This is a genomic window from Leifsonia sp. HAY1-4F, assembly GCF_056755275.1.
This window is the reverse complement of record NZ_JBNDHX010000115.1, coordinates 1-11,248: the sequence shown is the minus strand read 5'-3', so window position 1 is coordinate 11,248 and position 11,248 is coordinate 1. Positions and strand designations below refer to the sequence as shown.

Sequence of the window (11,248 nt, the reverse complement as noted above, 5' to 3'; positions counted from 1 at the left end):
CCAATGTCTCCGTCGAAGTCGGGACCGGGCGCGTGGTCACCATGGTGCAGAACAGGCCCTACGACAACACGGCGACCCCCTCCCCCGCGACCACGGCGGTCAACTACAACACCGACTACGAATATGGAGGCTCGGAGGGCTTCCAGACGGGATCGGCGTACAAGGTGTTCGACCTTCTGGAGTGGCTGCAGGAGGGGCACTCGCTCTACCAGTCGGTCAGCGGCACCCAGCATCTCTTCCCCCAGACCGCGTTCCACGAGAGCGAGCCCTGCGAGGACATCGGAGGAGCGCCATGGCCGGTCTCCAATGACGAAGGCGAGACCGTGACTTCCACCACGGTCATGAACGCCACCGCGCAATCCATCAACACGATCTTCGCCAAGATGGCGACCCAGCTGGATCTCTGCGGCATCAAGCAGCGAGCGCAGGACCTGCTGGTCCATGGCGCCGACGAGTCCGCCAACCGCTTCATGGCGAACCCGTCCTCGGTGCTCGGCACGAACTACATCGCGCCGATCACCATGGCGACCGCCTACGCGGGCCTCGCGAACAACGGTGTGGCCTGCAGCCCGGTCGCCATCGACAAGGTCGTGGACGCGAACGGCGCTGCGCATGCGGTGCCGAAGTCGCAGTGCTCCACCACGCCGATCGACCCCCAGATCGCGGCGGCGGCCATCTACGCCCTGCAAGGCGTCCTCCGCGGAGGCGGCACCGCGGCATCCGCGAACCCGAACGACGGCATCCCGATCTTCGGAAAGACGGGGACGACGGACAACTCCATCGAGAACTGGCTGGTGACCTCCAGCACGAAGGTGGCCCAGGCGACCTGGGTCGGCAACGTAGAGGGTGCCGTCGCGCTGCGGAGCCAGAGCTTCCAGGGAATCGGCGGCGGCAACGTCAAGTTCGCGATCGCCAAGCGCATCATCGCCGCACTGAACGCCGCGTACGGAGGGACGGCCTTCCCGGCGCCCAACGGCAAGTTCGTCACGGCACCGGCGCCGCCGAAACCGACCGCCCCGACAGTGCCGGCACCCGGCACGGGCGGGGGCGGCACCCCTGGAAAGGGCGGTCCCCCGAAGGGCAAGCCGTGATACGTCCTGTCTATCCATCCTGAGCGATATTCGGACTAGTGTTATCGCGTGGGACGAACTCCAGATCCGAACCGCAAGCCAGAACTCCTCGGCCGCATCATGGACCACGTGGCGACCGAGCCGCTCTCACGCATGACCTTCCGCAGTCTGGCCAGCGCGCTCGGTGTGAGCACCTACTCGTTCGTCTACCATTTCGGGTCCCGCCAGGAGATGATCGACGCCATCCTCGAGGAGGGCGTGCGGCAGCAGACTGAATCACTCCGGGCGGTGGACGTGGCCGCGTTCGACCGGGAGCAGTTCCGCGATTGGTACAAGGAGGCTTTCCGGCACTCGCTGCGCGAGAGCAACCGCACCGGCCTCCGGCTGCAGTTCGAGGCTGGAACGCTCGAGCCGATCGACCCGGACATCGGCAAACGGATCACCACCTCGTTCACGCAGTGGCGGGACACCGTCAAGGCGTGGCTCAAGGCGCAGGGGATCGAGTCGCGCCGCGCCGGCGTCCTCGCCCACTGGATGGTCGACTCGGCCGCGGGCCTGCACTTCGGCTTCCTGATCAGCGGTGACCGTACCGCCACCGTGCAGGCGTTCGACCTCTTCCTCGCGGCCTTCTTGCGCGAGGCCTTCGGCGACTGACCGCTACCGCGACTCCCGCTCGGCGACCGCCTTCACGCCCTCGAGCATCTGCGCCCAGTTCGCCTGCGAGTGCGCTGCCGCCTCGCGCGTGGGGTTGTTGTCCTGGTCGAGGGTGATCCTCGTGCCGCCGGGGACCTCATCCAACTCGAAGCGGAGGGTGTGGTAGTTCTCCGGCTCGTCGGGCAAGCCGCTGAGCGGGCTGAAGTGCGTGAGCACGATCCGCCAGGGCTCCTGCTGGTCCTCCAGCTCGATGACGCGGCCGTGGTCCTCGAACGTCTTCCCCTGCCACTCGCCGCGCCACACGATCGGCGATCCCAGCCTCCAGTCGGACACCACCTCGGCGCCGAACATGATCTCCGGTCGCGACCCGTTCGTCGTCAAGACCTGCCACACCGCGCGCCGGGGCGCTTCCACCTCGATCTCCGCCCGAGCCACATAGTTGCCCATCGCCACCCCCTCGTCCGTGCCGCCCATCCCACACCCGTCGGCTGCCGCGCGCAAGCCGATCGCCTTTCATACACCGTGACGGACCGTCGGCGCGGACCGAGAATATGATTCCGGCGTGAGAGATCCGATGCATTTCGACGCGATGGCCGACGAGTACGCGGCAGGCCGGCCGCCCTACCCGTCGGCGCTTTGGGAGACCATCACCGAGCTCGGCGTGATGAAGGCAGGACACCGGGCACTCGACCTCGGGGCGGGCACCGGTCAAGCAACCGGCCCGCTCCTCGCGGCGGGGCTCCACGTGACGGCGGTCGAGCCCGGCGAGCGACTCGCGCAGCGGCTTCACGCGTCCCACCCGGCCGCGGACGTACTGGTAGTGCGTGCCGAAGACGCGGAGCTGGCGGCGGACTCGTTCGATCTAGCCGTGGCGGCCACCTCAATCCATTGGATGGATCTCAGCATCGTCGTTCCCAAGCTTCATCGAGCACTGCGACCCGACGGCATGTTGCTCGTCTGGCGGACTGTGTTCGGTGATCCGGATGTACCCCTGACACCATTCCGTCAACGCGTGATGCAGATCGTCGCGCAGCGCGGCCCGCTGGCGACACCCGGCACCGGGCCCGAGGACGCCGACGCGACGGCCGGCCAGTTGACGGCATCGGGCCTTTTCGCGGTCGACAGGAGCTCGACGTTCCGATGGAGCATCGATCTCGATGAAGAGGGCGTCCGTCGACTGTTCGCCACCTTCAGCGACTGGTCACCGGATGAGGTGAACCGGGCCGCGGCGGCAGTGCGCGACCTGGGCGGTACAGTCGTCGAGCACTACCTCTCCTGGCTCCTCGTGCTCAAGCCCAGCCAAAGCGTCCGCTGAGGGAATTGTGGGAGAGAGTAGGACATGCGCTATCTGCCGGTGACGAATGACGACGTCGACGAATTGCGCGACTTTCTGAGGGAAGCCGACCTGACCGTAGCCGGCCTTGAGTCGCCGGCCGTCCGAGTCTGGCTAGATCGCCACCCCGACGGCGGGATCCTCGGCAGTACCGGATTCGAGCTCAGCGCAGACGGCGAGAACGCCCTCATTCGAAGCGTCGCAGTCACGCGCGCGAGAAGGACCTCCGGTGCCGGAACACGCCTGGCGAGGTTCGCGCTCGAGGAAGCGGCTCGATCGGGCGCGAGACGAGCATGGCTGTTCTCCCGGCGGTCGGGGCCGTTCTGGCAAAAGCTGGGGTTCTTGCCGGCCGACCGCGACGAGCTCGCGGCAGCGCTGCCCGATGCCCACCAGGTGCGGCTCTTCCGGGAAACAGGCCAGCTCGGACGAGAAGTCGCCTGGGCACGCGAACTCGACGACCTGCATCGGTAGTCGATGCCGCTGGGACCAGGGTAGACATCGCGTTCTCCCTCGCGCATTATCCATGCTGGCCGCCCTCTCCCCACTTCTCGCCCAAGGGCACGTCATCTCATTCGTCGACCGCCACCACCGAGCGACGTGGGTCTCGCTCGCTGGCTCGACGATCAGCTACAGGGGGACAAAGGTCGAAGGCGACATAGCCGTTTCGGCGCCGGCCGGCGGCTCGTCGGCGAGCACCAAGCCGATCGCCATCCTTCAAAGGCCGGAGACCGCCAGCTCAGCAGAGGCTGTTGTCCTTGCTCTCCTCGCGCAGAAGAACTCACGAACGTTCGGGCAAACCACTGCGGGCCTGGCTTCAGCCAATGTGAGCAAGACGCTGAGCGACGGTTCGGTGATCGTCCTCACGTCGGCCTGGACCTCGAACGCATCGGGTGCGACCTACCCGAACGGAATCCCCGCCGCAACGCGCACCTCCACGGATCAATCGACGATCGAGGCCGCGATGGCCTGGATCCGGTCTCTGTGCGGCGGCTAGGCGGCCGCTCTGCGTGACCGCCTAGGGATGCGTCAGCGTTCGAGCGGGCGAAGCCGGCCGTCGATCACGGGGAAGGGCAGCGTGTAGTACAGCTGCGTCGCGGTCATGTCTCCCCAGTCGTCCTTCTTGACCCGGATCTCCGCGGACGACACTTCTGCGATCCGGACCCTCAGCCAGGAACCGTCATCCAGCTTCAACTCGTGCGGGTCCGCGAGATAGCTCAGGCCGAGCTCATCCAGAGTCTCTTCTGCAGCCAGCCAGTCCACAACGTCTGTCCGCGGGCGCCCCAACAGATCGATGGCGACGAATCCTTCGTCGACGGGCTGCATCCATCCGACCCGCTCCCCGTCGTCGGAGCGTCGGTGCTCGATCCAGTCGGCGTCCATGGCTCAAGGATAACGATCGGCCGAGATCGGATTACGTCGATCAAACCATGACCGGCCGTGCGCTCCTGCCGGAGCCCGCGGCAGCGCCGCAACGGGACCGTCAGGCGCGCCGGCGGTCGAAGCGCGCACCCTCCGGCTTGGACGGCATCAGGTAGAAGACCAGCAGGATGATCCAGCCGACCAGCGGGATGAAACCGAGGAACCACATCGGGCCCGGCAGGTTGGCATCGTGCAGTCGGCGCCAGTTCAACGCCAGGCTCGGCACGAGGATGACCAGCCCCCACACGACGTAGATCACGATCAGGATGTACCCGATGGGGCCGAGCCCGCGGCCACCGTTGCCGATGTTTCCCAGAATCAGGAGCAGGACTTCGTAGACGGCGGCGATGATCACCGCGAACAGGAACCACCACCAGAACTCGCTGCGGCTGGCCCGCCCCGAGAAGTCGGCATACTTCTTGAAGAAGCGGCGGATGCCATCGCCGAACGAGGCGCCGTACAGCGGCTGGTCGAGCGGCGCGGCGGGAGTCTGCGGAGTCGTCATGATGGATCCTTCCGAGCGAGGTCGTGGCTAGCGTCGAGATGGAACAGCCATAGTCAACCGCATCCCGAGCGCGCGGTGAACAACGGCTCGGCGCGCCGCGCGCACGAGTCTTGACGGATGTCGCCCAGGCCACGCCGTGTCCCGTGGTCGCCGACGGACCCACCGCCTTTCGCCGCACCGAGCGGCGGCGCTACTGTGAGCGCGACGGGCGGGGCAGGCCAAGAGGGAGGCTACGGCGATGGGTGCTCTCGAATGAAGAAGTGGTCGGTGGTGGTCATTCTCGGTTGCGCCCAGTTCGTGATGGTCCTCGATGGAACAGTCATGAACGTGTCGATCTCGACGGTGGTGAAGGATCTCAGCACGACCGTCTCTGCGATGCAGGCCGCGATCACCTTCTACACGTTGACGATGGCCGCCGTGATGCTGTTCGGAGCCAAGCTCGGCGATGTGTGGGGCCGTCGACGGGCTTTCCTGATCGGGTCCTGCGTCTACGGTCTCGGGTCACTGATGACGGCGCTGAGCCCGAACATCCAGATTCTGTTCCTCGGCTGGTCCGTCATCGAGGGACTCGGCGCCGTCCTGGTGATCCCCGCCATTGCAGCGCTCCTTGCGGACAACTATTCGGGGAAGGACAGGATCACTGCCTTCGCGATCATCGGCGCGGTTTCCGGTGCAGCGGTTGCCGCCGGCCCCTTGATCGGTGGATTCATCACCACCTACTCCAGCTGGCGCTTCGTCTTCGCGGGCGAAGTCGTGATCATGGCGGTGGTGGTGATCCTCGCGAGACGCGTCAATGACGCGACTGCTCCGCAGAAGGTGCGCATCGACGTGCTCAGCGTGCTGCTGTCGGCCGTGGGCCTCGTGCTCGTCGTCCTCGGGATGCTGCAGAGCAAGACCTGGGGATGGGTCCTTCCGCTGTCCTCACCGAAGATCGGGGGCGTGCCCATTGCGCCGCTCGGAGTGTCGTTGACGGCGTGGTTCATCGCGGTCGGCGCTGTCCTCCTCTTCCTGTTCGCCCGGCGTCAGGAGGGGCTGGTCGCCCGGGGTCGATCGCCGCTCGTGCATGTCAGCATGTTCTCCATCAGGCGGCTGCGCAGCGGGCTGTCGGTGCTGGGAGCCCAGTACACGGTCACCGCCGGGCTGTTCTTCATGGTCCCGGTCTACCTTCAGATGACGCTCGGCCTCGATGCCCTGGAGACGGGTATCCGGATCTTCCCCCTGTCGATTGCGCTCATCCTCTTCTCGATCGTCGGAACCCGGCTGTCGCGCAGGTGGTCGCCGCGCCGGATCGTCTGGGTGGGGCAACTGGTGCTCGTGCTCAGCGGGTTCCTTCTGCTCTCGTCGGTCACGACCGACCTGCGAAGCGGATTGTTCGCCGCCGGGATGTTCCTGACGGGCTCCGCGCTGGGGCTGCTGGCGTCGCAGCTGGGGAACGTGAACATGTCGAGCGTCAGCGACAAGGAGACCAGCGAGGTGGGTGGCCTCCAGGGCGTGTTCCAGAATCTCGGGTCGTCGCTCGGTACCGCGCTGATCGGATCCATCCTCATCGGTGCGCTGTCGAGCTCGTTCGCGTCCGGTGTCACGACGAGCGGGCTCTCCCCCGCCACGATATCCATCGTGCAGGAGAAGACCCAGGGCGGCGTGAGCATCGTTCCCGCCGCCAGCGTCGACCAGATCGCGGCGAGCGCGGGGTTGTCCAGCGACGATGCTCACAAGCTCGCGGGGATCTACCGCGATTCACAACTCGACTCATTGCGTGCCGCCTTCGTCGGTCTGATCGCCATCAGCCTGCTGTCGCTGGTCTTCGCTCGCGGGCTTCCGGTCGAAGTGGCTGGACGCCCGCGGTCGAAGGTGGTCGCGACCTGAGACGGTTCAGCCGGCCTTCCCGTAGCTCGAGCCCTCGGCAGTGAGAGGATGTGGCGGTGACCAGGGGGCGAACCGCGACAGTGTTGCGAGAGGCTGCGGAGGCGCTGATCACGACCGCCGCCGCGGCAGGAGCGTGCGCAACGATCTGGTGGCTGGCATCGCTGCTTGCCGGCGCAGAGGCGGGCACGAGCGTGGGCAGCGGGATGGTGCTCGCCACGGTCGTCGCTCTCAGCCTGGGTCGCCGCGCGTTCGCGTCGCGCGCCGAGTTCGCGCGTTCCGCCGCGCTGCTGCCGGCGATCGGGCTCGCCGCCGGCGCCGTCGGCTGGCTGATGGTCGCCCTGCCGCCCGTGGGAGCCGCCCTCTTCGTGGCAGGGATGAGCGTGCCCATCTGGCTGCGCAGGTTCGGCCCGCGCGCCTCCCGGCTGGGGGCCCTGATCGCTTTGCCCCTGACCGCGATCCTCGTCGTGCCCGTCCGGCCGGCCACCGGTGGACCGCCGTGGCTGGCGCCGGTCATCGTGCTGCTCTCCGGCATCGTCGCCGCCCTCTGGGTGGCGCTGGGTCGCGAAGCAGCGAGGCTGCTGCCCGGCCGGGTCACGCGGTCGCCAGCGGCTGAGCAGCCTGCGGGGTCGTCGGCGTTATCGTCGGGGTCGCCGTCGCTGCCGCGACGCGCGCGGCTTCCCGCGAGCACCCGGATGGCGGTGCAGATGGCCGTCGCGCTGACCGCCGCATTCGCGGTCGGCTGGCTCGTCTTCCCGGAGCACGCGATGTGGGTCGTGCTGACCGCCTTCCTGGTCTGTTCGGGCAACCGCGGTCGGGCGGATGTGGTGCACAAGAGCGCGCTTCGCATCCTCGGCGCGCTCGGCGGAACCATCGGCGCGGTCGCCCTCATCGCCGTCGGACCCGAGGTTTCCGGCCTCGCCGCCCCTCATGAATCCGGGGTCGCAGCGATCGCCGTGATTTTCGTGGCGCTCTTCGTCGGCACCTGGCTGCGGGCGTACAGCTACGCCTTCTGGGCGCTCACGGTGACGCTCGTGCTGTCCTTGCTGCAGGAACTGATCGGCACCGCGACGCTGACCGGGGAGACCGGGATGCTCGCCGAGCGGATGCTGGCGATCGTCGTCGGCGCCGCCCTCGGCATCGCAGCGAGCTGGTTCGTGATGCCGGTGCGGAGCGTCGACGTGCTGCGGCGACGGCTGTCCGAGATGCTGACCGCCTTGAGCGACGTCTTCCGCAGTGAGGCACCGGATCGGCGGACACGGGTCGCCGCCTTCCGCTCGGCTGTCGCGCGCGTGGAACAGCTCGCGCCTGCGCACCGGGCCACCCGGCTCCTCCGCCGCGGTCGGGGCATCCTCCCGATCGACTGCATCGAGGCGGCGAACGCCCTGCCCGCGGCCCTCGACGCCCGGCTGGCGCGAGCCCACGACAGTTCGGATGAGGGCGACCGCGAGCTTCTTCGTTCGAGCATCGGTCGAGCACGACGCAGCCTCGCTGCGCCCGTCGAACTCGCCCGGACACGCGACGCTCTCGACGCACTCGCCCACGCCCTGCGCGGCGACCCTGGATCCTGATACAAGACGATGAGGACGGTCGCCCTGGATCGGCGCATCCACTCGGTCAAGTTGTTCACAACTTGATTGCGTGCAATGCTTATACCATGCCCGTGACCGATGAGATGGTGTGCTTCTCGCTCTACGCAGCGACCCGCGCGACGACCCAGGCGTACCGATCGCTGCTCGAGCCCTGGGGACTCACCTACCCGCAGTACCTCGTCCTCGTGACGTTGTGGGTGGAGGGGGAGCAGACCGTGGGGTCGCTCGGCGAGCACCTGCAGCTCGACTCGGGGACGCTCTCCCCTCTGCTGCGGCGCATGGAACAGGCCGGGCTCGTCCGGCGCGAGCGCCGCTCGGCTGACGAGCGCGTCGTGACGGTCGCCATCGGCGAGCACGGGCGGGAGCTGCGCCCGCAACTCGCCCACATCCCGGGACGGATCGCCGCGGGGACCGGTCTTCCCGACGAGCAGGCGGCCGCCGCCCTCATCGACACGTTGCACCGGCTCACGGAGACCATGCACGCCGTCTCGGCGCAGCAGCACGTCTCCCCGAGCTGAGCGCTGCGCGGGCTCGACGAATCACTCAACTACCGAATTACGAACCAAGAACCACCTGAAAGGCCCGAATTGGACACCCTCTACACCGCGGAAGCCCTCTCGACGGGAGCCGGCCGCAACGGCCGCGTCGCCACCAGCGACGGCTCGTTCGCGCTCGATCTCGCCATTCCGAAGGAGATGGGCGGTTCCGGCGCCGGCACGAACCCGGAGCAGCTGTTCGCCGCCGGCTTCGCCGCCTGCTTCCACTCGGCGCTTCAGGCGGTCGCCCGCATCCAGAAGGTGAAGCTCGAGGATTCCGCTGTCGGCGGTCGCGTGAAGATCGGCCCGAACGGCGAGGGCGGCTACCAGCTGTCGGTGCTGCTCGAGGTCGTCCTGCCCGGGATCGAGGCGGAGCAGGCGCAGGCGCTGGCCGACGCGGCGCACCAGGTGTGCCCCTACTCGAACGCGACGCGCGGCAACATCGACGTCACCATCACCGTCACGGAGGACTGAGACATGACCGATACGAATGCGACCATGCGCGCCCTCATCCACGCCGAGTTCGGCGACCCCGCCGAGGTCCTGGCCGTCGGGGAGCGCCCGCTTCCGCAGCCGGGTCCGGGCGAGGTCCGCGTCCGGGTGCTGCTCTCCCCCATCCACAATCACGACCTGTGGACCGTGCGCGGAACGTACGGCTTCAAGCCGGAGCTGCCTGCCGCGTCCGGCACGGAAGCGCTCGGCATCGTGGATGCGCTGGGCGAGGGCGTCGAGCAGCTGACCGTCGGTCAGCGGGTCGTGACCGGAGGCACCTTCGGCGTCTGGGCGGAGTACTTCGTCGCTCGCGCCGCCAGCCTCATCCCCGTGCCGGAGGCACTGCCGGAGGCACTGCCGGACGAGGCAGCCGCACAGCTGGTCTCGATGCCGTTCAGCGCGATCAGCCTGCTCGAATCGCTCGACCTGCAGGAGGGCGACTGGCTCATCCAGAACGCCGCCAACGGCGCAGTCGGCCGGATGGTGGCTCAGCTCGGCATCGCACGCGGGCTCAACGTGGTCGGGCTCGTCCGACGCGCGGCCGGCGTCGAGGAGCTACGCGCGCAGGGCATCGAGCGGGTCGTCGCCACCGACGAAGCGGGCTGGCGCGACGCCCTGGCGGCGATCACCGGCGGAGCGCCCATCCGCGCGGGGGTCGACTCCGTCGGAGGGAAGGCCGCCGGCGACGTCCTCTCGACGCTGGCCGAGAACGGGACCCTGGTGGTCTTCGGCGCCATGGCCTCCCCGACCCTGGAGCTCGCTTCCGGCGATCTCATCTTCAAGTAGGCGACGATGAAGGGCTTCTGGGGCAGCGTCGTCAGCCGCGAGATGCCGGCCGATCAGCGCGGCCGGCTGTTCGGGGAGCTGATCGCCCGCATCCTCGACGGCACACTGACCCTGCCTGTTGCGGGCATCCACTCGCTCGACGACATCGCGGCAGCCGTCGCGGCCAGCAGTGAGCCGGGACGCGTCGGCAAGGTCCTGCTGCGCCCCTGACCGGCCGGCAGCGACCGGCACCGACCCCGCCCGGGGTGGGCGTGGCCCGATAGCCTGGGAGCATGCTCACCCCGCCGGTCACCGCGAAGAAACCCGTCGAACGCACCCACCACGGCGACGTCTACCTCGACGACTACGAGTGGCTGCGCGAGAAGGACGACCCGGCGGTCATCGCGCACCTGCACGAGGAGAACGCGTACACGAACGCGCGCACCGAGCACCTCGCGGTGCTGCGCGAGCAGATCTTCGACGAGATCAAGGCCCGCACCCGCGAGACCGATCTGAGCGTGCCCGTCCGCGAGGGCGACTGGTGGTACTACACCCGGACGGTCGAGGGGAAGCAGTACGGCATCCACTGTCGCGCCCCGATCGCCTCGCCCGACGACTGGGTGCCCCCGACACTGGACGAGGACGCGCAGAAGAGCGGGCTCCCCGGCGAGCAGATCCTGCTCGACGACAACGTGGAGGCGGCCGGGCTCGACTTCTACTCACTCGGCAGCTTCGACGTCAGCGCGGACGGCACCCGGCTGCTCTGGGCCGTGGACTCCGAAGGCGACGAGCGGTACACCATCCGGGTGCGGTCCCTCCTGGACGACGGCGTCACGTTCCCCGACGAGATCACGGGCACGGGAGCCGGTGCCCTCTTCGACCAGACCGGCGCCTACCTCTTCTACACGACCGTGGACGACTCCTGGCGGCCGGACACGGTGTGGCGCCACCGGGTGGGCGACGGCCCGGCGACCAGCGACGTCCAGGTGTTCCACGAGCCCGACGAGCGGTACTGGATC

Annotated in this window: 12 protein-coding genes and 2 pseudogenes; 11 read left to right on the top strand and 3 right to left on the bottom strand. The window is 68.2% G+C overall.

The window, feature by feature from the left end:
- Nucleotides 1-1,091 (top strand): penicillin-binding transpeptidase domain-containing protein (locus ACPYOG_RS16805; RefSeq protein ID WP_481295309.1); only part of this gene is annotated, 1,091 nt, incomplete at its 5' end.
- A 48-nt stretch (nt 1,092-1,139) separates the two neighbouring features.
- Complete coding sequence (locus tag ACPYOG_RS16800) at nt 1,140-1,724, top strand: TetR/AcrR family transcriptional regulator (protein ID WP_481295308.1); 585 nt, start codon at nt 1,140-1,142, stop codon at nt 1,722-1,724.
- Nucleotides 1,725-1,727: 3 nt separating this feature from the next.
- On the opposite strand, the gene ACPYOG_RS16795 is transcribed toward ACPYOG_RS16800, so the two are convergent.
- Nucleotides 1,728-2,198, bottom strand: coding sequence for an SRPBCC family protein (locus ACPYOG_RS16795; RefSeq protein WP_481295307.1), 471 nt, complete (start codon nt 2,196-2,198; stop codon nt 1,728-1,730).
- 100 nt (nt 2,199-2,298) lie between these two features.
- On the opposite strand from ACPYOG_RS16795, the gene ACPYOG_RS16790 reads away from it, so the two are divergent.
- Genes ACPYOG_RS16790 through ACPYOG_RS16780 form a run of 3 tightly spaced genes read left to right on the top strand, consistent with a single transcriptional unit; the run spans nt 2,299 to nt 4,051 of the window.
- Complete coding sequence (locus ACPYOG_RS16790) at nt 2,299-3,039, top strand: class I SAM-dependent methyltransferase (RefSeq protein WP_481295306.1); 741 nt, start codon at nt 2,299-2,301, stop codon at nt 3,037-3,039.
- 24 nt (nt 3,040-3,063) lie between these two features.
- The gene (locus ACPYOG_RS16785; protein ID WP_481295305.1) at nt 3,064-3,528 is read left to right on the top strand and encodes a GNAT family N-acetyltransferase; all 465 of its coding nucleotides are present in this window, start codon (nt 3,064-3,066) and stop codon (nt 3,526-3,528) included.
- A gap of 52 nt (nt 3,529-3,580) precedes the next feature.
- Complete coding sequence (locus ACPYOG_RS16780; protein ID WP_481295304.1) at nt 3,581-4,051, top strand: S41 family peptidase; 471 nt, start codon at nt 3,581-3,583, stop codon at nt 4,049-4,051.
- 32 nt (nt 4,052-4,083) lie between these two features.
- Here the strand turns inward: ACPYOG_RS16780 and ACPYOG_RS16775 are convergent, their stop codons facing one another.
- Together ACPYOG_RS16775 and ACPYOG_RS16770 are read right to left on the bottom strand one after the other, a co-directional pair.
- On the bottom strand, nt 4,084-4,437 hold the full coding sequence (locus ACPYOG_RS16775; protein ID WP_481295303.1) for a hypothetical protein: 354 nt from the start codon (nt 4,435-4,437) through the stop codon (nt 4,084-4,086).
- Nucleotides 4,438-4,537: 100 nt separating this feature from the next.
- The gene (locus ACPYOG_RS16770; RefSeq protein WP_481295302.1) at nt 4,538-4,981 is read right to left on the bottom strand and encodes a DUF805 domain-containing protein; all 444 of its coding nucleotides are present in this window, start codon (nt 4,979-4,981) and stop codon (nt 4,538-4,540) included.
- A 267-nt stretch (nt 4,982-5,248) separates the two neighbouring features.
- Between ACPYOG_RS16770 and ACPYOG_RS16765 the strand changes: the two genes are divergently transcribed.
- The 6 genes and pseudogenes from ACPYOG_RS16765 to ACPYOG_RS16740 all read left to right on the top strand — a co-directional run.
- Nucleotides 5,249-6,847 (top strand): MFS transporter, encoded by a 1,599-nt coding sequence (locus ACPYOG_RS16765; RefSeq protein WP_481295301.1) that lies wholly within the window; start codon nt 5,249-5,251, stop codon nt 6,845-6,847.
- 56 nt (nt 6,848-6,903) lie between these two features.
- Nucleotides 6,904-8,415: an FUSC family protein gene (locus tag ACPYOG_RS16760; protein WP_481295300.1), complete on the top strand. Its 1,512-nt coding sequence runs from the start codon at nt 6,904-6,906 to the stop codon at nt 8,413-8,415.
- An 86-nt stretch (nt 8,416-8,501) separates the two neighbouring features.
- Complete coding sequence (locus tag ACPYOG_RS16755) at nt 8,502-8,954, top strand: MarR family winged helix-turn-helix transcriptional regulator (protein WP_481295299.1); 453 nt, start codon at nt 8,502-8,504, stop codon at nt 8,952-8,954.
- Between the two features lie 69 nt (nt 8,955-9,023).
- Nucleotides 9,024-9,446, top strand: a complete 423-nt coding sequence (locus tag ACPYOG_RS16750; RefSeq protein ID WP_481295298.1) for an organic hydroperoxide resistance protein — start codon at nt 9,024-9,026, stop codon at nt 9,444-9,446.
- Between the two features lie 24 nt (nt 9,447-9,470).
- Nucleotides 9,471-10,460, top strand: a pseudogene (locus tag ACPYOG_RS16745) (zinc-binding dehydrogenase).
- A gap of 62 nt (nt 10,461-10,522) precedes the next feature.
- Nucleotides 10,523-11,248: pseudogene (locus ACPYOG_RS16740) on the top strand (oligopeptidase B); the annotation flags it as partial.

Bases quoted from the DNA above. Each gene is read 5' to 3' on its own strand.
- ACPYOG_RS16795 (WP_481295307.1), bottom strand. From the start codon at position 2,198: ATGGGCGGCACGGACGAGGGGGTGGCGATGGGCAACTATGTGGCTCGG.
- ACPYOG_RS16790 (WP_481295306.1), top strand. From the start codon at position 2,299: ATGCATTTCGACGCGATGGCCGACGAGTACGCGGCAGGCCGGCCGCCC.
- ACPYOG_RS16785 (WP_481295305.1), top strand. From the start codon at position 3,064: ATGCGCTATCTGCCGGTGACGAATGACGACGTCGACGAATTGCGCGAC.
- ACPYOG_RS16780 (WP_481295304.1), top strand. From the start codon at position 3,581: ATGCTGGCCGCCCTCTCCCCACTTCTCGCCCAAGGGCACGTCATCTCA.
- ACPYOG_RS16775 (WP_481295303.1), bottom strand. From the start codon at position 4,437: ATGGACGCCGACTGGATCGAGCACCGACGCTCCGACGACGGGGAGCGG.
- ACPYOG_RS16770 (WP_481295302.1), bottom strand. From the start codon at position 4,981: ATGACGACTCCGCAGACTCCCGCCGCGCCGCTCGACCAGCCGCTGTAC.
- ACPYOG_RS16755 (WP_481295299.1), top strand. From the start codon at position 8,502: ATGCCCGTGACCGATGAGATGGTGTGCTTCTCGCTCTACGCAGCGACC.